At 72.9% G+C, this 22,005-nt stretch carries 12 protein-coding genes; 10 read left to right on the plus strand and 2 right to left on the minus strand.

What is annotated here, in order from left to right; genetic code table 11:
• The 3 genes from ACSMXO_RS14035 (at position 1) to ACSMXO_RS14045 (ending at position 7,743) form a co-directional block, all read left to right on the plus strand.
• Positions 1 to 3,261 carry a family 78 glycoside hydrolase catalytic domain gene (locus tag ACSMXO_RS14035; protein ID WP_455418066.1) on the plus strand — a complete coding sequence of 1,087 codons (3,261 nt, stop codon included), beginning with the start codon at positions 1 to 3 and terminating at the stop codon, positions 3,259 to 3,261.
• Between the two features lie 102 nt (positions 3,262 to 3,363).
• Entirely contained in the window at positions 3,364 to 6,144 is a 2,781-nt protein-coding gene (locus ACSMXO_RS14040; protein ID WP_455418067.1) for a family 78 glycoside hydrolase catalytic domain, read from the plus strand.
• Positions 6,145 to 6,282: 138 nt separating this feature from the next.
• Positions 6,283 to 7,743, plus strand: a complete 1,461-nt coding sequence (locus tag ACSMXO_RS14045) for an MFS transporter (RefSeq protein ID WP_455418068.1) — start codon at positions 6,283 to 6,285, stop codon at positions 7,741 to 7,743.
• A 57-nt stretch (positions 7,744 to 7,800) separates the two neighbouring features.
• Here the strand turns inward: ACSMXO_RS14045 and ACSMXO_RS14050 are convergent, their stop codons facing one another.
• Positions 7,801 to 8,868 carry a TetR/AcrR family transcriptional regulator gene (locus ACSMXO_RS14050; RefSeq protein ID WP_455418069.1) on the minus strand — a complete coding sequence of 356 codons (1,068 nt, stop codon included), beginning with the start codon at positions 8,866 to 8,868 and terminating at the stop codon, positions 7,801 to 7,803.
• 118 nt (positions 8,869 to 8,986) lie between these two features.
• Between ACSMXO_RS14050 and ACSMXO_RS14055 the strand changes: the two genes are divergently transcribed.
• Positions 8,987 to 10,180 carry a cytochrome P450 family protein gene (locus ACSMXO_RS14055; RefSeq protein WP_455418070.1) on the plus strand — a complete coding sequence of 398 codons (1,194 nt, stop codon included), beginning with the start codon at positions 8,987 to 8,989 and terminating at the stop codon, positions 10,178 to 10,180.
• A gap of 147 nt (positions 10,181 to 10,327) precedes the next feature.
• On the plus strand, positions 10,328 to 15,010 hold the full coding sequence (locus tag ACSMXO_RS14060; protein WP_455418071.1) for a family 78 glycoside hydrolase catalytic domain: 4,683 nt from the start codon (positions 10,328 to 10,330) through the stop codon (positions 15,008 to 15,010).
• Between the two features lie 58 nt (positions 15,011 to 15,068).
• Here ACSMXO_RS14060 and ACSMXO_RS14065 read toward each other — a convergent pair whose 3' ends face one another.
• Entirely contained in the window at positions 15,069 to 16,112 is a 1,044-nt protein-coding gene (locus ACSMXO_RS14065; protein WP_455418072.1) for a LacI family DNA-binding transcriptional regulator, read from the minus strand.
• Between the two features lie 298 nt (positions 16,113 to 16,410).
• On the opposite strand from ACSMXO_RS14065, the gene ACSMXO_RS14070 reads away from it, so the two are divergent.
• From ACSMXO_RS14070 to ACSMXO_RS14090, 5 genes are all read left to right on the plus strand, one after another.
• A complete protein-coding gene (locus tag ACSMXO_RS14070; protein WP_455418073.1) occupies positions 16,411 to 17,928 on the plus strand; it encodes a sugar ABC transporter ATP-binding protein in 1,518 nt (505 codons plus the stop codon).
• Positions 17,929 to 18,004: 76 nt separating this feature from the next.
• Positions 18,005 to 19,066: an ABC transporter permease gene (locus ACSMXO_RS14075; RefSeq protein ID WP_346257628.1), complete on the plus strand. Its 1,062-nt coding sequence runs from the start codon at positions 18,005 to 18,007 to the stop codon at positions 19,064 to 19,066.
• The gene (locus tag ACSMXO_RS14080) at positions 19,056 to 20,075 is read left to right on the plus strand and encodes an ABC transporter permease (protein ID WP_455418074.1); all 1,020 of its coding nucleotides are present in this window, start codon (positions 19,056 to 19,058) and stop codon (positions 20,073 to 20,075) included. Before ACSMXO_RS14075 ends, ACSMXO_RS14080 begins: the two co-directional genes overlap by 11 nt.
• Positions 20,076 to 20,413: 338 nt before the next feature.
• Positions 20,414 to 21,466, plus strand: a complete 1,053-nt coding sequence (rhaS, locus tag ACSMXO_RS14085; RefSeq protein WP_455418075.1) for a rhamnose ABC transporter substrate-binding protein — start codon at positions 20,414 to 20,416, stop codon at positions 21,464 to 21,466.
• Between the two features lie 275 nt (positions 21,467 to 21,741).
• Complete coding sequence (locus ACSMXO_RS14090; protein ID WP_199853049.1) at positions 21,742 to 21,957, plus strand: helix-turn-helix domain-containing protein; 216 nt, start codon at positions 21,742 to 21,744, stop codon at positions 21,955 to 21,957.
• Positions 21,958 to 22,005 lie beyond the last annotated feature (48 nt).

Raw genomic sequence — 22,005 nt, forward strand, 5'->3', positions numbered from 1 at the left:
GTGAGCCAGCCCAGCGCCGAGCACACCGCCGATCCGGGTCCCGAACTGTCCCGCCGAGGGCTGCTCGGCAGCGGGGGCGCCCTCGCCCTCGGCGCCACTGCCATCGCCTCCGGAGCCGGCCTCGTCGGCACCGCCGCCCCGGCGGCCGGCAAGCCGACCGGAACCCTGGCCCCGACCGGACTGCTCACCTCCCTGCTGGACGATCCACTGGGGATCGCCGCCGCGCACCCCCGGCTGAGCTGGATCGTGCCGGCACTCGGCCGGGCGCCCCGGCAGTACGCCTACCAGGTGCAGGTCGCGCACACCACGACCGAACTGTCCCGCCGGGGCGGGGTGGTCTGGGACAGCGGCCAGGTCGTCTCGGCCGACTCCACCGCCGTGCCGTACGCCGGGCCCCCGCTGCGGCCCGGCTCGGTCTACCACTGGCGGGTGCGTACCTGGGCGGGTCCGAGGCGGGTCTCGCACTGGTCCGCGCCGCAGCGGGTGGTCACCGCCGCCGGGGACACCTGGGTGGCCGAGCCGGTCTGGGCGCCGGACGACACCGTCCGGCTCGGCGACGGCAGCTTCGAGGTGTCGGTCACCATCACCTCGGTCGCCGCCAGCCTCTGGTTCCGGGCCCAGAGCACCGCCAACAACTATCTCTGGCAGCTCCGGGCCGGCACCCCGGGGGTGCTGCGTACGCACGTGCAGCGCAACGGCAGCTACACCGTGCTGGCGGACCGGCCGCTCACCGCGCCGGTACCGGTGGGCACCCCGGTGCGGCTGCGGGTCGAACTCGCCGGCCCGACGATCCGGACCTACCTCGACGACGTGCTGATCGACACCACTGTGGACGGAACGTACGCCGCCGGGAGCATCGGGTTCCGCAACGGGAGTACCGAATCCCAGCGGTTCCACTCCGCCAGGTTCACCGATCCGACCGGTGCGGTCCTGGTCGACGAGGACTTCTCGACCGGAGCGGGGGTGTTCGGCCCGACGGGCACGGTCGTCGGCGGTGACCTGGTGATCGACCGGGGCCAGTCGGTACTGGCGACGCTGGGCGAGAGCAACGACTGGGCGCTGCTGCGTACCGAGGTGGTGTTGCCGGGCAGGCGGATCGCCGCCGGCTACGTCTACGCGACCGGGCAGTCGCCCGAGCCCACCCGGCAGTACGTCTACCAGCTCCGGCTCAACGACGAGATCGTCGGGGTGGGCCCGGTCCGGGCGATGGCCGGCGAGGCCCGCTACGCCACCCACGACGTGACCGACCTGCTCCGGCCGGGCCGCAACGCGCTCGCCGCGCTCTGCTACTCCACTCAGGAGCGCAGCTTCCTCGCCCAGCTCGTCGTGGTCTACACCGACGGCACCCGGCAGGTCTTCGGCACCGGCGCCGGCTGGCGGGCCCGCCGGGCCGGGGCGTGGCGGCCACCGGCCGGGCACACCGGCGGCGGCTTCTACCAGGCGCCGCAGGAGTATCTGGACGCCCGTCGCGAGCCGGTCGGCTGGACACGCGCCGGGTTCGACGACTCCGGCTGGCAGCCGGCGGTCGCCGCCACGCTGACCCGGCCGCTGGCACCGGCCTGGGTCGGCAACATGGAATACCGCTACCTGCGGCCGGTCGCGGTGCACCGGCTCGAACCGGGCCGTTGGCTCTTCGACCTCGGCCGGGAGGTGGTCGGCGGACTCCGGCTTTCGGTGCGCGGGGTCGACGGGCAGACCGTCGAGGTCCGGCTCGGCGAGGAGCGCACCGAGACCGGCGCCCGGTACCACCTGCGGGCCGGGCAGACCTATCGCGAGGTCTGGACCCTTCGGGACGGCTGGCAGCGGCTCGAACACTGGGGGTACCGGGGATTCCGCTGGATCGAACTGGTCGCCGACCCGGCGCTGGAGCTGTCCCGGGCGGTCGAGGCGGCGGTGCTGAAGCTGCCCTGGCGGGACGGGGACGCGGCGTTCTCCAGTTCCGATCCCGATCTGGACCGGGTCTGGGCGATGTGCCGGTACTCGATCGAGGCGACCCGGCAGGACCTCTACCAGGACACCCCGACCCGGGAACGCGGCCCGTACGAGGGCGACGCCATCATCAACCAGCTCTCCGAGTACGCCACCCAGCGGTCGTACGCGCTGGCCCGGTACTCCACCTCCTATCTGGTCCGGCGGCCGACCTGGCCGGCCGAGTACCGGTTGCAGACCGTACTCACCGCCTGGCAGGACTATCTGGCCACCGGTGACCCGTCGAACCTGGCCGCCGACTACGACCTCTTCGTCGACCGGCAGCTCGACGAGGCGCTCAACGCCAGCGGCCTGGTGGAGAAGAATCCGGGCGGCTCCAGCCAGTCCAACGCCGACCTGGTCGACTGGCCGGCGAGCAACCGGGACGGGTATGTCTTCACCCGGGTCAACACCGTGATCAACGCGTGGCAGTACGCCGCCTTCGAGGCGCTGTCCCGGATCGCCGGGGTGCTCGACCGCCCCGCCGACCAGCGGCGGTACGCCGAGCTGGCCGCCCGGCTGCGCGCCGCGCTGAACGCCCAACTGCTCGACCCGGTCGCCGGTGCCTACCGGGACGGGCTCGGCACCGACCACCGGGCACAGCACGCCACGGCGTTTCCGCTGGCCCTCGGGGTGGCGGCGGAGCCGCACGTCCGGGCCCTGGGGGAGGGGCTGGCGGCCGGCGGGATGCGGGTCAGCGTCTACGGTGCGCAGTTCCTGCTGGAGGCGCTCTACCGGGCCGGCCTGGCCGACGCCGCGCATGCGCTGCTGACCAGCCGTGGACAGTCCTCCTGGCTGCACATGATGGACGACCTCGGCGCCACCGTCGTGATGGAGGCGTGGGACCCGTCGATCAAGCCGAACACCACGTTCTCGCACGCCTGGGGCTCCGCGCCGGCCAACATCGTGCCCCGGTTCGTCGCCGGGATCCGCCCACTCGCCCCCGGTGCCCGGGAGGTGCTGGTCGCCCCGCAACCCGGCCCGCTGCGCTGGCTGCGCGCGACCGTCCCGACGGTACGTGGCCCGGTCCAGGTGCGGCTCGACCGGGGATCCGGGCCGTACCTGGCCGGCACGCGGCACCCGACCGGCACGCCGTACCTGTCCGTCACGCTGCCGCCGAACGTCACCGGGCGGATCGAACTCGACCTGGCCCAGTTCGGCGTCTCCGAGGCCCGGAGGGTGCGGGTGCGCTCCGAGGGGCGGGCGCCGGAGCGTGCGGTGGTCGCCGGCCGGCTCGTGCTGACCGGGGTCGAGCCGGGCACGACCGTGCTCGGCTGGCCGGGCCGGCACTGACCATTTCCCGCCTGGACAGCGCGGCGCGTCCGCCCCGTCCTTCGGCTACGGCGCCAGCCAGCCGTCCCGGCAGAAACCGTCCACCGCAAAGAGGAGCGCCACATGTCACGACGCCGACGATCCGCCCGGCTGAGGACCGCCCTGGTCGTCACCGCCGTACTCGTGCCGGGGAGTGTGCTCGCCGGAGCCCCACCGGCGCTGGCGACCCGGGGACACGCGCCGGCCACCCCCACCGGCCTGACCGTCGACGACCGGGTACGGCCGTTGAACGTCGAGGGCACGCCCCGGTTCGGTTGGCTGCCCCGGGACAACGACCCGGGTGAGACCCAGAGCGCGTACCGGTTGACGGTCTCGGCGGCCGACGGTGACCTGCTCTGGGACTCCGGCAAGGTCCGCTCCGCACAGCAGTCCTACGTCCCGTACGCCGGACCGGCGCTGGCGCCCGGCGCGGCGTACCGGTGGACGGTGCGGACCTGGGACCGGACCGGGCGCAGCTCGCCGGCCGGCAGCGGCAGCTTCGAGACCGGCATCTCGGACGCCCAGTGGGAGGGGGCGAACTGGATCCGCCGGGTCACCGGGGACGCCGACGACTACACGCTGGCCCGCACCGAGGTCCCGATCGGGCGCAGCCGGGTGGTCCGGGCCCGCGCCTACACCGCCGCCGACCACACCTACGAGCTCTACCTGAACGGCCGCCGGGCCGACCGGGGCACCTCGTTCGGCTATCCGGGTGAGGACTACTACCAGGCCGCCGACGTCACCGACCTGGTCCGGGCGGGCAAGCCGCTCGCGGTCGGGGTCCGCTACCACTGGTACGGCAGCGGCCAGGGCCGCCCCGCCGGGGCTCCCGGGCTGCTGCTGAAACTGGTCGTCGAGCACGCCGACGGCACCCGGCAGGTGATCGTCACCGACGGGTCGTGGCGGGTGGCCCGGGACAGCTTCTTCCCGGCCGGCTCCGCCCGGCGCAACGGCGAGGGTGACCGGATCGAGCGGCAGGACGCCCGCGCCGAGATCCCCGGCTGGACCGCGCCCGGTTACGACGACTCCGCCGGGCCCTGGGCGCCGGCCGTGGTGGTCGGGGCGCACCCGACGGCGGAGTACCCGCGGCTGATCGGCCAGGAGACCCGACTCGCCGAGCGGACCGTCAAGCCGGTGGCGCTGACCACCGCCGCCGACGGCACGGTGGTCGCGGACTTCGGCGTGGTCGTCCCGGCCCGTCCGGCGGTACGGTTCGACGCCGGGGTCGCCGGCCGGACCGTACCGATCCGGGCCGGCTACAACCTGAACCCGACCACCGGCCGGGTGGAGACCTCCACCCTGCTCTCCCAGGGCACCGACATGAGCTTCCCCTACACCCAGAAGGACGGGAAGCAGGAGTTCCGGGCCTTCACCCACCTCGGCTTCCGCTATCTGGAGATTCCGGACGCGGGCGAGCGGATCGACCGGGACGACGTCTCGGCGGTGCTGGTGCACACCGACACCCCGGCCGGCCGGGAGGCCCGCTTCCGCAGCTCCGACCGCACCCTGAACGAGGTGTGGGAGATGCTGAAGCGGTCGGCGATCTATTCGGTGCAGGAGGCGTTCGTCGACACCCCGACCCGGGAGAAGGGCCAGTTCCTCGGCGACGCGGCCGACATCTCGTACGCCACCATGGGCGCCTTCGGCGAGCGCGACGCCACTCAGCAGGCGATCCGCGAGTTCCTCTACTCCGCCACGCGCTTCTGGAACACCGGCAACGACCTGGGCCGCTACAACGCGGTCTATCCGAACGGCGACGGCAAGCGGGACATCCCCGACTACTCGCTGATGTTCGTGGACTGGGTCTGGCGCTACTACTCCGAGACCGGGGACGCGGGCCTGCTCGCCGAGGCGTACCCGTCGATCCGGAACACCGCCGACTACGTGCTCCGGCACATCCCGGCCGACGGTCCGACCGCCGGCCTGGTCACCCGGCTCTCCGGCGGCAGCGGCGCCTACCAGTACGGCATCGTCGACTGGCCCGAGCCGGGCCGGTTCGGCTACGACATGAGCGCCGCCGCCCGGACCACCATCAACGCGCAGGGCGTGGACGTGCTGCGTACCGCCGGGTGGATGGCTGAGGCACTGGGCCGGCCGGCCGAGGAGGCAGCCGGTTACCAGGCCCGGGCCGACGCGCTGGTCGACACGATGAACGCCAAGCTGCGCCGCCCCGACGGCGTCTACGTCGACGGCCTCGCCGCCACCGGCGAGCAGAGCGCGCACGCCGGCCAGCACAGCACCTCGTACGCGATCGCGCACGGGGTGGCGCCGGAGGCGGACCGTCCGGGGCTGGCCGCCCACCTGGCGTCGATGGGCATGAAGCAGGGGCCGATGACGGCGCACTGGCTGCTGGCCGCGCTCGGCGAGGCGGGCCGGGCGGATGCCGTACTCGACCTGCTGACCAACCCGGACGACCTGGGCTGGGCGAACATCCTCGCCCAGGGCGGCACCTTCACCTGGGAGGCCTGGACCCTCGACCCGGGCACCAACTTCAGCCAGTCGCACGGCTGGGGTGCGCAGGCCGTCGTCGACGTCCAGGAGACCCTGCTCGGGGTGCGTACCGCGAGCCCGGGCGCCGGGCGGGTCGAGATCGCGCCTCCGGCGACCGGCCTGGCGTACGCCGCCGGCACCGTGCACACCCAGCGCGGTCCGGTGGCCGTGGACTGGCGCCGCACCGGTGCCGGGCTGCGGGTCGAGCTGGAGGTACCGGTCAACGTGACGGCCCGGGTGGCGCTGCCGGTGGTGCCCGGCAGGTCGTACCGGGCGGCCGGGCCGAGCCGGGCGACCTTCGTCGGCATCGAGGAGGGTCGGGCCGTCTTCGAGGTCGGCTCCGGCCGCTCCGTCTTCCAACCGTCCGGCCGCTGATCGCGTCTCCCGCCGTGGCCCGGCCCAGCATCTCCTGGGCCGGGCCACCGGGTGGGTGGCGCGGCCGTCGGACCCCGCGCCCGCACGCTGGCGAAACTGCTCGACATCAACCTTGGTTCAGGTCATAGGGTCATGGGCATGAGCGTGATCCGGGGGGATCGGAAGACCTTCTACCAGCTACTCGCCAACACCCTGTTGGTGTCGGTCATCAACTTCACCGTGTGGTTCGCGATCACCTTCTACGTCTACCTGCAGACGCGGTCGGTCTTCGCCACCGGGGTGATCTCCGGAATCTTCCTGGTGCTGACGGCGTTGACCGGCATCTGGTTCGGCAGCCTCGTCGACCACCACTCGAAGAAGACGGTGATGCAGGCGTCCGCGCTGGTGTCGCTGGTGCTGTACGCGCTGGCTTTCGCCGTCTACCAGGTGACGCCGGAGGAGTCGTTCGCCGACCCGACCAGCGTTGCGCTGTGGGTGATGGTCGTGCTGCTGATGTTCGGGGTCATCGCCGGCAACATCCGGACCATCGCGTTGCCGACCCTGGTGACCGTGCTCATCGAGGAGGAGACCCGGGACCGGGCCAACGGGTTGGTCGGCACCGTCTCGGGGGTCACCTTCCTGGTGACGTCGGTGATCAGCGGCATCCTGGTGGCGATCGGCGGGATGCTCTGGGTGCTGGCCCTGGCGTTGGTGGTGCTGGCGGCGGCCCTGCTGCACCTGGCCCTGGTGCCGGTGCCGGACCGCCCGGCGGCACCGGCCGGCACCGTCGGGCCGGCGCCGACGGGTGAGCCGCCGCTGACCGGTGAGCCGCCGCTCACCACCGGTCCGGCGCTCACCGCCGAGCCGGCGGTCGCGGCGAAGCGCAAGGTGGACCTGCGCGGCACCATCCGGGTGGTCGGCGAGGTGCCGGGGCTGACCGCGCTGATCCTCTTCTCGGCGTTCAACAACTTCCTGGGCGGCGTCTTCATGGCGCTGATGGACGCGTACGGGCTGTCGCTGGTGTCGGTGCAGACCTGGGGACTGCTCTGGGGACTGTTGAGCACGGGCTTCATCGTCGGCGGGCTGCTCATCGCCCGTACCGGTCTGGGTAAGAACCCCGTCCGGCTGCTGCTGCTGGTCAACCTGCTGCTCTGGACGGTCACCCTGCTGTTCCCGCTCCGCGCGTCGATCGTCCTGCTGACCGTCGGGCTGTACGTCTACATGCTGGTCGTGCCGTACGCGGAGGCCGCCGAGCAGACGGTGCTGCAGAAGGTGGTGCCGTACGAGCGGCAGGGCCGGGTCTTCGGCTTCGCGCAGAGTGTCGAGCAGGCCGCCTCGCCGCTGACCGCGTTCCTGATCTCGCCGATCGCGCAGTTCGTCTTCATCCCGTTCATGACGGACGGGGCGGGTGCCCGGACGATCGGCGGCTGGTTCGGTACGGGCGCCGACCGCGGGCTCGCCCTGGTGTTCGTGCTGACCGGGATCGTCGGCCTGATCGCCACGGGGCTGGCGCTGCGCAGCCGGCCCTACCGCCGACTGAGCCGGCGGTTCATGGCCGGGCCGACGACCGGGCCGGAGCCGAACGAGCCGGAGCTGAGCCCGTCCGGCGTCAGCCAGTAGCGCCGACCACCAGCCTGGCGGCTTGTCCGACGCGGGCAGTGCCGGGATTCCCCGCCGTCAGCCGGCGGCCACCGCATGGCAGGCGCCGTAGCCGTCGGCCCGGGCGACGATCCGGCCGGCTTCGACGCGTACCGCGCTCTCGGTAGCGTCGCTGCACGCGGCGACTCCGGCGGCGTTGGCCAGCGCGCCCGATTCGTCGTGTACGACCTGGAGCCGAGGCCAGGCCGCCGCCGGCACCGCCGCGCGGAGACAGCCCCGCAGCTCGGTCACGGTGAGCCGGGCCAGCGGGCCGAGCTCGCCGGGGTTGCCGGTGACCAGCACGGCCGTCACGTCGGTTTCGGCCGGCGCGGCACGGCGTGCCTCCTCGACGGCGGTCAGGCGGTGCAGGCCGAGGATCGCGACCACGCCGTCCCCGGTCAGCCGGGCCGGCTCGTCCCGTAGGGCGTCGGTCCCGGCCGGCGGGGTCCATGGTTGGTCCGCCGGACGGGCGGGGGAGACGTGCGGCAGGTGCGGCGGCGCCCACTCGTCGGCCAGGTCCATGTCGGCGAGTTGTTCACAGGCGCGGACGACCGTGAACGGCTCACCGAAGCCCGGTGCGGCGGCGGCGAGCTGGCCCGCGCCGTGCAGGGTGGTCAGCGCGGTTTCGGCGGCCCGGACCATCCGGGCCGACGCCCGGCCCGGCCCGAGTTGCTCCAGGGCCAGGCCGAGCACGATCGCGCTCAGCCCGGTCAGTTGGGCGAACGGAAGGCTGGTCCGTTCGTCGGCCAGGATCTCGGGGACGAGGTCGCGGCCGAGCCGGGAGGCGCTGTGCCGGTCCTCGGTGGCCAGCGGTAGCCGGGCCAGCCAGGCCCGCGCGAAGTCGCCCAGCGCCGCGCCGGCCGTCCGGGCGGTCGGCCGGTACTCCGGTGCGCCCGCCGCCTCGGCGGCCTCGGCCAGTACGGCGAAGTAGAGGGCGCGCTTGCTGGGGAAGTTGGAGTAGACGGCACCCCGGGTCAGGTCGGCCCGCTCGGCGATCTGATCGATCTTGGCGTCCCGGAAACCGCGCTCGGTGAACTCGTCGCGCGCGGCGGCCAGCACCCTGGCGCGGTTGTGCTCCTGCATCTCGATCCTGTTGCGCCGGACCATCGTCCCCTCATCCGTTCCGCCTCGTCGTCGGCCGTTGCCCACCGGGCGTGGGTAGGATACCGTCGCCATCCAGATGATAAGAACATCTGACATCAACATCTGAATTGAGGAGTGCGGCATGGCAGAGATTCCGGAACTCAGGCTCGCCGACCCGGCCACCCTGGCCGACCCATTCGGGGCGTACGCGCGGGCCAGGGAGGAAGGTCCGCTCGCCCGGCTGGTGACGCCCGGGTTCGGCACCATGTGGGCGGTCACCCGGTACGCGGAGGTGAAGGCGATGCTCACCGATCCCCGGTTCGAGCTGAACTCCTCCAGCTACCAGCGCCTCGACGTCCCCGAGCACTGCCGCAGATACCTGCGGACCATGCAGGAGATGGAGGGGGAGGAGCACGCCCGGCTGCGCCGGCTGGTCTCACCCGCCTTCACCGCGCGCCGGGCTGCCGAGTTCAGGCCGAGGATCGTCCCCATCGTGGACAACCTGCTCGACGAGCTGGCCGGCCGGGCCGACGACGGCGTGGTCGACCTGCTGCCCGGGTTCGCCGGGCCGTTGCCGATGGACGTGATCTGCGAACTGGTCGGCATCCCGGCGGCCGACCGGGGCCGGTGGCGCGAGTACGGCGCCGCGGTCGCTGCCGGGCACGGCCCGGCGTTCGTCGCCGCCGTTCCGGCGATCATGCGCGACGCGGCGAACGCCGTCGCCGGGCGTACCGGCGGGCCCGGTGTCGACCTGCTCGCCGAGTTGATCGGCATCCACGCCGAGGACTCCGACCGGCTCAGCGAGACCGAGCTGGTCACCCTGGTCTGGCATCTCGTGCTCGCCGGACAGACCCCGACCAACGTGATCACCAACGCCGTCGAGGCGCTGCTCCGGCATCCCGACCAGCTCGCGGCGCTCCGCGCCGACCCGGGCCTGCTGCCCGGCGCGGTCGAGGAGCTGACCCGCTGGTGCGGCCCGCAACTGCTGAGCCTGCCCCGCTACCCCCGGGAGGACGTCGAGATCGCCGGTGTGCCGATCGGCAAGGGCGAGCCGGTCACCGCGATGCTCGCCGGCGCCAACCGGGACCCCCGGGCGTTCGCCGAGCCGGACCGGCTCGACCTGCGTCGCCCCGCCGGCCGGCCCGCACACCTGGGGTACGGGCACGGGCCGCACTTCTGCCTCGGCGCGGCGCTGGCCCGGGTGCAGATCGAGGTCGCGCTCGGCGCACTGCTGCGCCGATTCCCGGGACTCGCGCTGGTCGAGGGCGGAGCCCGCCGGGTGCCCGATCCCGGGACCTGGCGGCTGACCGAGCTGCGGGTGGCACTGCGCCCCTAGCGGCCCGGCATCGCCGGTCTGGGCGGGAAGGCTGGCCGGATGTGGCCACCGCCAGCCATTGAGTCCGGCCGGGGCGGCTGGTCAGGATCGTCTCAGTGTCCGTCCATTGAGACGTCTCATCAGCCATGCGGGAGTGGGGAGTCGGCGATGTTGCTCACCAGGTTGCCCCGGTCGGGCTTGTCGGCGGTGCTCGCGCTGCTGCTGGCGCTGCCGGTGGCGGCGGTCGCCGGGCCGGCGCCGGCCACCGCGGGGACTTCGGGCCCGGAGGTGACGGTGGCCGGTCTGACGACCGAGCGGGCGACGGATCCGATCGGAATCGACGTCGAGCGCCCCCGGCTGGGCTGGACGATCGACTCCAGCCGGCGTGGTGTGGTCCAGCAGGCGTACCAGGTGCGGGTGGCCAGCAGTGCGAGCCGGCTCGACCGGCCCGACGTCTGGGACAGCGGCCGGGTCACGTCCCGGAACAGCACCCTCGTCCCGTACGCCGGGCCGGCGCCGCAGCCGCGCACCCGGTACGCCTGGCAGGTGCGGATCTGGGACGAGACCGGCCACGCCTCCGGCTGGAGCGAGCCGGCGTACTGGGAGACCGGGGTCGGCGGGCCGGACGGCTGGCAGGGCGACTGGATCGGGCTGGCACCGCCGACCGAGTCCTGGGTGGACTACACGGTGCAGACGACCGTGCGGGTGGAACGGGACGCGGCCGGGATCTTCTTCCGGGCCAGCGGGGCAGGCAACGCGTACATGTGGCAGTTCTCCACCACCGGCGGCAGCGCGAAGCTGCGCCCGCACGTCCGGGTGGACGGGGCGTGGACGGTGCTCAAGGAGGTGTCGCTGGCTGCCGTCGTACCCCCGGAGAAGCTGACCGCGCCGCACACGCTGCGGATCGGCGCGGCGGGTGACACCTTCACCACCTGGGTCGACGGGGTGCAGGTCGACGTCACCCGGCACACCGCACACCGGTCCGGCTCGGTCGGGCTGCGCACCTCCACCCAGGAGTCGGCGGTCTTCGCCGACTTCTCGGTGACCAGCGGCGACCAAACCCGCTACGCCGCACCGCTGACCGACGGCGAGAATCCGTTCGGCGCCGGTACGCCGACCGCCGACGGCCTGCGGATCAGCGGCGACACCGAGACGATGCTCGCCGCGCTGGACGCGAACCCGCTGCTGCGGCGCGGCTTCCGGGTGGCCGGCGAGGTGACCCGGGCCCGGGTCTACGCCAGCGCGCTCGGCGTCTACGAACTCTCCCTCAACGGCGAACGGGTCGGCGACCACGAGCTGGCCCCCGGCTGGACCGACTACGCCAAGCGGGTGCAGTACCAGAGCTACGACGTGACCGGCCAGCTCCGGCCCGGCGACAACGCGTTCGGGGCGATGCTCGGCGACGGCTGGTACTCCGGCAGCATCGCCTGGTTCGGCACCGACAACTACGGCCCCCGGCCGCTGCTCAGCGCGGCGCTGGTGATCGACTACGCGGACGGCCGCACCGAGACGGTCCGCACCGACGGTTCGTGGCGGGCTACCCCGGGGCCGTTCCTGCTGACCGACCTGATCCACGGCGAGACCTACGATGCCCGGCGGTTGCCGGCCGGCTGGGACCGGCCCGGCTTCGACGACTCCGGCTGGTCGGCGGCGACGGTGGGCGGCGACGGCGGGGCGACCGGCCGGCTGGTCGCCCAGGTCGACCCGCCGGTCCGGGTGACCCAGGAACTGAAGGCGTCGGCGCTGACCCAGCCCACCCCGGGCACCTGGATCTTCGACCTCGGGCAGAACATGGTGGGCAAGGTCCGGCTGAAGGTGGCCGGCCCGGCCGGTACGACGGTACGGATCCGGCACGCCGAGGTGCTCAACCCGGACGGTACGGCATACACGGCGAACCTGCGGACCGCCCGGGCCACCGACCTCTACCGGCTGCGCGGCGGCGGCCCGGAGGTGTACGAGCCGACCTTCACCTTCCACGGCTTCCGCTACGTCGAGCTGACCGGCTTCCCCGGCACTCCCGACCTGGGCACCGTGACCGGCCTGGTGATGCACACCGACGGCGAGCTGACCAGCACGTTCTCCACGTCGAACCCGATGGTGAACCAGTTGCACAGCAACATCACCTGGGGGCAGCGCGGCAACTTCCTCTCCATCCCGACCGACACCCCGGCCCGGGACGAGCGGCTCGGCTGGACCGGCGACATCAACGTCTTCGCCGAGACCGCGACGTTCAACATGGACAGCCTGACCTTCCTCACCAAGTGGCTGGCGGACCTGCGGGATGCCCAGTCGGCGAACGGGGCGTACCCGGACGTGGCGCCGAGGGCCTGCTGCGGCGACGGCGCCACCGGCTGGGCCGACGCCGGCATCACCGTCCCGCACACGCTCTGGCAGCGCTACGGCGACACCCGGGTGATCGAGGAGCACTACGACTCGATGGTCCGCTACGCGGCCTGGCTGGAGAGCACCAGTTCGGGAGACCGGCGGACCAACGCCGGCCCGTACCTGGACTGGCTGAACCTGGACGACCCGACCCCGGCCGGGGTGATCGGCACCGCGTACTACGCGTACAGCATCCGGCTGCTCGGCGAGATGGCCGGCGCGATCGGCCGGAGCGCCGACGCGCAACGGTACGCCGCGCTGTCGGAGCGGATCGCTGCGGCGTTCACCTCGGCGTACGTCGGCGCCGACGGCACCGTGCAGGGCGACAGCCAGACCGGGTACGTGCTGGCGATCGGCATGGACCTGCTGCCCGACGCGTTGCGCGGCAAGGCCGCCGACCGGCTGGTCGCCAACCTGGAACGGCACGACTGGCACCTGGCCACCGGCTTCCTCGGCACCCCGGACCTGCTGCCGGCGCTGGCCGACACCGGGCACCTCGACGTGGCGTACCGGCTGCTGCTGAACGACACCTACCCGTCCTGGGGCTACGAGATCGGCAAGGGTGCCACCACGATCTGGGAACGGTGGAACTCGATCATGCCGGACGGCAGCTTCGGCGACGTCTCGATGAACTCCTTCAACCACTACGCCTACGGCGCGGTGGGGGACTGGATGTACCGCACCGTCGCCGGCATCCAGCCGGACCCGGCGCACCCGGGCTACGCGCATGTGACCATCGCACCGCGACCCGGCGGCGACATCCGGTCGGCGAAGGCGTCGTACCGGTCGATCTACGGGACCGTCGGCACCGACTGGCATCTCGACGACGGGCAACTCCGGCTGGCGGTCACCGTGCCGGGCAACACCACCGCGACGGTACGCATTCCGGCAGCCAGCCGGCACGCGGTCACCGAGGGCGGCCGGCCGGCGGAGCGGGCCGAGGGCGTACGGTTCGTCCGGCGCGACGGCGGGGACGCGGTCTTCGAGATCGGCTCCGGCAGGTACGCCTTCGCGGTCGACCGGGTGCTCGGCGACCTGGGCGAGGCGGCCGACGCGGTCGCCGCAGCGGCAACCGTCGCCGACCAGGTCGCCGGTGAGCTGCGCTGGCCGCTCGCGATCCAGGTGCGGCTCCGGCTCGCCCGGTTGACCGTCGAGGCGGCGGCGGCCGGGCTGGCGTACCGGTACGGCGAGGGTGACGCGCGGGCCACCGCCGGTGCCGTACACCGGGCTCTGGCGACCGGGTCCGACCTGGAGCGCTGGCTGGAGACCCAGGTGCGGGCCGGGCGGCTGTCGAGGGCGGTCGCGGACCGGTTCGCCGCCCCGCTGACCCGATTCGACCAGCGGTTCTCCGCCGCCTCGTCGGCCCTGGTCGGCGCGGTGGCCCGGCTCGACCTCCCGGCCGGGGAGGTGCTGCCCGGTGGTGTCATCCGGGCGGTGGTGATGCTGGAGAACCACGGGGACGCCACCCTCGGCGCGGTGGAGTCCACCTTGGACGGCGGCGACGGCGTGACGGTACGCCCGGTCGGCGCCCGGCCGGGCAGCGTCCCGCCGGGCCGGACGGTACGGCACGAGTACGAGCTGCGGGTCCCGGCCGGCCAGGCGGTCGGCACGGTCTCGATGACCGGGTCGGCGGGCTACCGCTACCGATCCGGCACCGCGACGCTGCCGCTGGCGGGCTCGCTGCCGGTGGCGCCGGCCGTCATCGTCGTCTCGACCACCGCCGAGCCGGCCTCGGTGGCACCCGGCGGCACCGCCACCCTGCACACCGTGCTCCGCAACCGCTCCACCGTGCCGGTGACGGGCGAGGTGACCGGCACCGCCCCGGACGGCTGGCGGGTCGAGCCCGGCAGCCGGCCGTTCACCCTGGCTCCGGGTGCCGAGGTCACGCTGGAGGGCACCGTCACCGCGCCGCTGGCGGTGACCGAGGGCGCGGCCGGGATCACCGTCGCCACCGGGCCGACCGAGGCGGAACGCCGGACGGTCGACCTGCCGGTCCGGTTCGACAACCCGCCGGGCACGGTGCTCGACCACGTCGATCTCGGCGCGGCAGCGTCCGAGCAGGCGCACCGGCTGGCCGCCTCGGAACACTCCGGCACCAACGTGGAGGCCGGGCTGACCCGCCGCTACACCAACGTCACCCACCCGGGCGGCTGGTTCGAGTTCGATCTCGCCGTCGAGCCGGGACGGCCATTCCTGCTCCGAGCCGTGGAGACGTACGACAACCCGCAGTTGAAGGACTACGACGTACTGGTCGACGGGGTGGTGGTGCACGCGCGGGCGTACCGGCGTACGGCCGGCGGGGTCGGCACGGTGGGCTACCAGTTCGTGGTGGACCGGCCGGAGTCGACCGCCGACGGCGTGGTCCGGGTGCGGTTCCAGGACACCGGCGAGGGTTACGACCCGTCCATCGCCGACGTCTGGACGATGCCGCTACCGGCTCCGCCGCCGGCTTCCCCGGCCGGTCGCTGACGCGGCCGGCCTGTGGCGGTGACGGCTGGGAGGTCCGGCCGGCCGGGCTGCGGTGGGTTCACCCGGCGGTCCGGCCGGCCGGGCGGCGGCTGGATTCCCGGACGACCAGTTCGGGCTCGAAGACCACCTGCCGGTGACGGTGTTCGGCCGGCTCGTTGACCTCGCCGAGCAGTAGTGCGGCGGCGGTCTGGCCGAGCCGCTGCCGGGGCTGGCGTACCGAGGTGAGCGGCACGGCGGCCGCGGCGGCGAAGTCGATGTCGTCGTAGCCGACCAGGGCGATGTCCTCGGGTACCCGGACCCGCTGCTGGGTCAGCCCCTGGAGGACGCCGAGCGCCAGCAGGTCGTTGGCGCAGAACACGGCGGTGGCCCGGTTCTCCCGGGGTGCACCGAGCAGCCGGGCCGCGGCATCCCGGCCGGCGGACACGGTCGAGGCCGAGGTGTCGAGCCAGAGCAGGCTGTCGTGGTCGAGCCCGGCGTCGGTCATCGCCTGGACGGCGCCGGCGTGCCGGTCACGTACCTGTCCCAGCCCGACCGGGCCGCCGACGAAGGCGATCCGCCGGTGCCCCGCCTCCAACAGGTGGCGTACCGCCAGTTCGCCGCCGAGCCGGTCGTCCACGGAGACGGAGCAGAGGTCGGGATCGCGGGACCGCCGGTCCAGCAGTACGACGTGGATGCCCCGGTCGCGCAGCCGGAGCAGCCGGGCGCTGGCGTCGTCGACCGGGGTGATGAGTACGCCCTGCACCCGCTGCTCCTTGAGCAGGTCGAGGTAGGCGTCCTCCCGGGCCTGGTCGCCGTCGCTGTTGCAGAAGATCAGCGCCATCCCGGCGGTGCCGATGGTGTCCTCGACGCCCTTGGCGAGGTCGGTGAAGAACGGGTTGGCCACGTCCAGCACGACGAGACCGAGGGTCCGGCTCCGGCCCCGGCGCAGTTGCCGGGCGGCGTGGTTGGGCACGAAGCCGAGTTCGTCGATCGCCGCGAGGACCCGGGCCCGGGTCGCGCTCGACACCAGGTCGGGTTGGTTGAGCACGTTGGAGACCGTGCCCATCGAGACTCCCGCGTGACTGGCGACGTCGCGGATGCTCACCACGGAGGTCTCTCGCACGCTGTCCCTCCTCCGCGCCGGCCCTGAACTGAATCGTGTCAAGAATGCCTGGCGGCTCGGGCGGCGGGGGGTACCTGACCGGATCTGGCCAGCGCGGCACGGGTTGACGGCGACGACAGCCGGGCTGTTGTCGACAATCATGGCACCGACCCTGCTCAACGCCGGGGTCGGGGGCGAGGAAAGGGCTTACCCCTGAGTAACGATTCGGTAACCGCCCCGAAATGCTTGACCTGCCGGGAAGCCGGCCTCTAGCGTCTTCATCACATTGGGCTGAAACGTTTCATGGCTGGAGGGCCGGATGCCCGAGCGTGCAGATCCGGGTACGGCGCGATTGGCCCTGTCCGGCGTACGGAAGTCGTTCGGCGCGGTGCACGCGCTCGCCGACGTACGCCTCGAGCTGCGGGCCGGTGAGGTGCACGCGCTGGTCGGGGAGAACGGCGCGGGCAAGTCGACCCTGGTGAAAATCCTGGCCGGGGTGCACGCCCCGGACGCCGGAGAGTTGACTATGGACGGTGCGCCGCTGGCCCTGACCGGTCCGGCCGACGCCCGGGCGGCCGGGATCGCGGTGATCTACCAGGAGCCGACGCTCTTTCCGGACCTGTCGGTCGCGGAGAACATCTTCATGGGCCGGCAACCGCTGCGCGGCCTGCGCCGGATCGACACCGCGACGATGCGTCGGCGTGCCGAGGAGCTGTTCGCGCGGCTCGGCGTACCGCTGGATCCGGACCGGCCGGCGCGCGGACTCTCCATTGCCGACCAGCAGCTCGTGGAGATCGCCAAGGCACTCTCCTTCGAGGCCCGGGTGCTGGTGATGGACGAGCCGACGGCGGCGCTGTCGGGGATCGAGGTGGAACGGCTCTTCGCGGTCGTCCGGTCGTTGCGGGAGGCCGGCGCGGCGGTCCTGTTCATCTCGCACCGCTTCGACGAGGTCTTCGCGCTCAGCCAGCGGATCACGGTGATGCGGGACGGGCGGTGGGTCTCCACCGATCCGGCCGAGGACCTCGACGTGGCCCAGGTGGTGCGCCGGATGGTCGGCCGGGAGGTCTCCCAGCTCTATCCGAAGCAGCAGACCGAGGCCGGCGAGGTCATCCTCCAGGTACGCGGCCTGACCCGGCGCGGGGTCTTCGCCGACGTCGGCTTCGAGGTGCGCCGGGGCGAGATCGTGGCGCTCGCCGGCCTGGTCGGCGCGGGCCGCAGCGAGGTGGTCCGGGCGGTCTTCGGCGTCGACCCGTACGACACGGGTGAGGTGCTGGTCGACGGCGTACGGCTGCCCCGGAGCCGGCCGGCGGCGGCGATGGCCGCCGGAATGGCGCTGGTACCGGAGGACCGCCGGCAGCAGGGGCTGGTGATGGAGCTGTCGATCGAACGCAACGCCACGCTGACCCGGCGCTGGCCGCTGGCCCGGTTCGGCCTGCTCGGCCGGGGCGCGGAGCGGACGGCCGCGCAGACCTGGACCCAGCGGTTGCAGGTGAAGGCGGGCCGGCTCGACGATCCGGTCTCGACGCTCTCCGGGGGCAACCAGCAGAAGGTGGTGCTGGCGAAGTGGCTCTCCACCACACCGAAGGTGCTGATCGTCGACGAGCCGACCCGGGGGATCGACGTCGGCACCAAGGCGGAGGTGCACCGGTTGATGTCGCAGCTCGCGAGCGAGGGGGTCGGGGTGCTGATGGTCTCCAGCGAGCTGCCCGAGGTGCTGGGCATGGCTGACCGGGTGCTGGTGATGCACGAGGGCCGGCTGGTCAGCGAGATAGCCCGGGACGCGGCGACCGAGGAGTCGGTGATGCTGGCCGCCACCGGACAGGGAGGAAAGCCGTGACCGGGCAGCGACGGACGGCGGCCGGGCGGGAAACCGCGGCCGGGCAGCGAGCGGCGGCCGACCGGGGAGGTAGGGCGTGACGACCACGACCCGCCCGGAGCCGGCGCCGGACGCCGCCGAAGCCCGGGCCCGCAGCGGGGCCGCCGGCATCCGGCTCGGCCACCGGCTCTTCGTGGCCCGCGAGGTCGGCATCGGACTCGCGCTGGTCCTGCTGATCGCGGTGACCACGGTGGTGAACCCGAGGTTCCTCTCCGGACAGGGCCGGCGGGACCTGATGCTCGGCGCGACCATCCTGGTGGTGCTCGCGGTCGGCCAGGCGATCGTCATCATCACCCGCAACGTCGACCTCTCGGTCGGCTCGGTACTCGGCCTGGCCGCGTTCGCGACCGGAAAGCTGTTCCTGGCGATGCCGGACGCACCGATCGTGCTCGCCCTGCTGGTCGGGGTCGGCCTCGGCGTGCTCTGCGGCGTGGTGAACGGGGCCCTGATCGCGGTGGCCCGGGTACCGGCCCTGGTGGTCACCCTCGGCACCCTCTACGTCTTCCGGGGCGTCGACTACTCGTGGGCGGCGGGACAGCAGATCAACGCCGCCGACATGCCCAGCGGCTTCAAGAGCATGGGCACCGCCGACCTGCTCGGGATCCCCCTGCTCGCCCTCTTCGCGGTGGCGGTGCTGCTGGTCGCCGGCTTCTATCTGAAGTCGTACCGCAGCGGCCGGGAGCTGTACGCGATCGGCTCCGACCCGGCGGCGGCCCGGCTGTCCGGGATCCCGGTCGGCCGGCGGGTCTTCGGGGCACTGGTCGTCAGCGGTGGACTCGCCGGCCTGGCCGGGGTGCTCTACGCCGCCCGGTTCGGCACCCTCGACGCGGCGGCCGGCAGCGGAATCGAGCTGAACGTGGTCGCGGCGGTGGTGGTCGGCGGCGTTGCGATCTTCGGCGGCAGCGGCTCGGTGTACGGGGCGGCACTCGGCGCCGTACTGCTGAGCACCATCGGCAGCGCCCTGCCGGTGCTGAAGGTGAACCCGTTCTGGCAGCAGGCGGTGGTCGGGGCGCTGATCCTGGCCGCGATCGGATTGGACCGGGCGCTGGCCGCGCGGGTGGCCCACCGGCTTCGAGGAAGGAAGGCCCGTGGCGCCTGACAGGACGGGCCGGCCGGCCCGCTGGGTTTCCACCTTCGGCACCTGGGACGTGCTGGTGATCGTCGTCCTGGCCCTGGTGGTGGTCGGCGCGTCGGGCCTGGTCGAGGGCTTCGCCACCGCCCGGTTCTGGGGTTTCCTGCTGCTGGACATCGTCCCGATCGCGCTGATCGCGCTGCCGATGACGCTGATCGTGATCACCGGGGAGATCGACCTGTCGGTGGCGAGCATGCTCGGCCTGGCCAGCGCGGTACTCGGCCAGCTCTGGGTGACCGGCCTGCCGCTGGTGCTGGCCGTACCGCTGGTGGTGCTGCTCGGTGCCGTGCTGGGCGCGGTCAACGGGCTCTTCATCGCCGGGTTCGGCCTGCCCTCCCTGGCGGTGACGATCGGCACCCTCGCGCTGTACCGCGGACTGGCCTACGTGGTGCTCGGCGACCGGGCGGTCGCGGACTTCCCGATCGGCTGGACCGGCAACTCGATCGAGGCGCTGCCCGGCACCACGGTGCCGTGGGTGGTGGTGCCACTCGCCGTCCTCGCGATCGGGTTCGGAGTGCTGCTGCACGCCACCCCGATCGGTCGCGGCCTCTACGCGATGGGCAACAACGACCAGGCCGCCACCTTCGCCGGCATCGCGGTGGCCCGGACCAAGTTCTGGCTCTACGTCGTCACCGGCGCGGTCGCCGCCCTCGCGGGGGTCTTCTGGACGATGCGGTACGCCAGCGCCCGCGCCGACAACGGGGCCGGGCTGGAGCTGTCGGTGGTGGCGGCGGTGCTGCTCGGCGGCGTCTCCATCTTCGGCGGCCGGGGCACCCTGGTCGGCGTCCTGGCCGGCGTACTGCTGCTGATGACCCTGCGCAACGCACTACAACTCGCCGACGTGCCGGCCGACACCCTGACCGTGGTCACCGGCACCCTGCTCATCATCTCCGTCGTCGGGCCGAACGCGGCCGGCATGCTCCGGGCGCGGGTGCGACGGCGACGACCTGCCACACCGCACTCCCCGCCCCGGTAACCACTCCGATTCCCGCCGGCCCGAGAGATGGGCAGTTGTATCCAAGGAAGGACCGGTCTTAACGCACCCACGGTTGGAAGCCGGGGGATTTCTGGCTCGGACCGCACGAGAGCACCGTCCGGGAGCCAGCAGCGCGGCCCGCGCGGTCGCGTCGGGACGCAACCGGTAGGGGTAACCCACCGTCTCGCCCACACCCGCAAGCATCCCAGCCACATCCGACAGTTCCGCCCACACAGAGGAGCCGACACCATGCCGACAACCAGCAACACCACACCTGACCGCCCATTCCTCCCCATGGCTGAAGCCAGGGGTTTCTCGGGCGGCTGCTGATGACCGTCATGCGATCCAGAGGCGTACGGATGGGCGCCGCCGTGGCCACCCTGGCGGCATTGATGCTCAGCGCGGGCTGCGCGAGCGACGACGAGGGCACCCCGTCCGGCGGTTCCTCCGCCGGTGGCGGCGGCTCCATCAAGGAGGGGCTGAGCGTCGCCTTCCTGCCCAAGCAGGTGAACAACCCGTACTTCACCGTGTCGGACAACGGTGGAAAGGCGGCGGTGGAGGAGTTCAAGGGCGAGTACAAGGAGGTCGGTCCCTCCGAGGCGAGCGCGTCCTCGCAGGTCAGCTACCTCAACACGCTGACCCAGCAGGGCAGCGACGTGATCGTGGTGTCGGCGAACGACCCGAACGCGATCTGCGGGGCGGTCAACCAGGCCCGGCAGGGTGGCGCGAAGGTGGTCACCTTCGACTCCGACACCAACAAGGACTGCCGGGACCTCTTCGTCAACCAGGTGACCGCGCAGGGCATCGCGGAGAACCAGGTGAAGCTGATCTCCGACGCGATCGGCGGGCAGGGCAAGATCGCGATCCTCTCGGCGACCGCGAACGCGACCAACCAGAACGCCTGGATCGAGCTGATGAAGACCGAGCTGAAGAAGCCGGAATACAGCGGGGTCCAGTTGGTGACGACGGTCTACGGCGACGACAAGGACGAGAAGTCGTTCCAGGAGACCCAGGGCCTGCTCTCCGCCCATCCCGACCTGAAGGGCATCATCTCGCCGACCACCGTCGGTGTCGCGGCGGCCGCCCGCTACCTCTCCGGCTCGCAGTACAAGGGCAAGGTGGCGCTGACCGGGCTGGGTACCCCGAACCAGATGCGCGAGTTCGTCAAGAACGGCACGGTGAAGAACTTCGCGCTCTGGAACCCGGCCGACCTCGGCTACCTGGCCGCGTACGCCGGTGCCGCCCTCGCCTCCGGCATGATCACCGGCAAGGAGGGTGACAAGTTCACCGCCGGCAAGCTGGGTGAGTACACCGTCGGTGCCGACGGCGTCGTGGTGCTTGGCCCGCCGACCGTCTTCGACGCCTCCAACATCGACCAGTTCAACTTCTAGCCGCACCGCCGTCCCGGCACCGCCACCGGCCACCGGCGGGTCCACCCGCCGACCGGTCCGGTGGCGGTCCCGGGCTTCGGCACCACCGGAACCCGTGCGGTGCCGGAGCCCCGCATGCGCCGCGGGACCGGGATGCGGCGCCAGGACCCGCGTCCGGCCCCGGGACCGAGGCGCGGGTGCCGGGAGGCGCGACGCCCCGGTCGGAGCGGCGTCCGGCCGGAGCGCGGATCGGAGCAGGAACGGGCAACACCGCGCGGTGAGGAGGGAGTGGCGCCGTGACCGTACCGATCGTGCAACGCCATCCACTGGACGACGAGGAACTGGCCCTGCTGCGACTGCTCGCTCAGGGGCTTCCGGTCGACGCGGTCGCCCGCCGGCTGGAGATGTCGGAGCGGACCGTCCGGCGGCGTACCCGGGCGATCTGCGACCGCCTCGGCGTGCCGGCGCCGATCTCCGCCGTGGTCTGGGCGGTCCGGCACGGACTGCTCTGAGGAAACGGCTCGCGCCGCGCTGTCGACACGGCCCGCGTCGGGCCGGCG

This window comes from Plantactinospora sp. DSM 117369 (assembly GCF_053764795.1).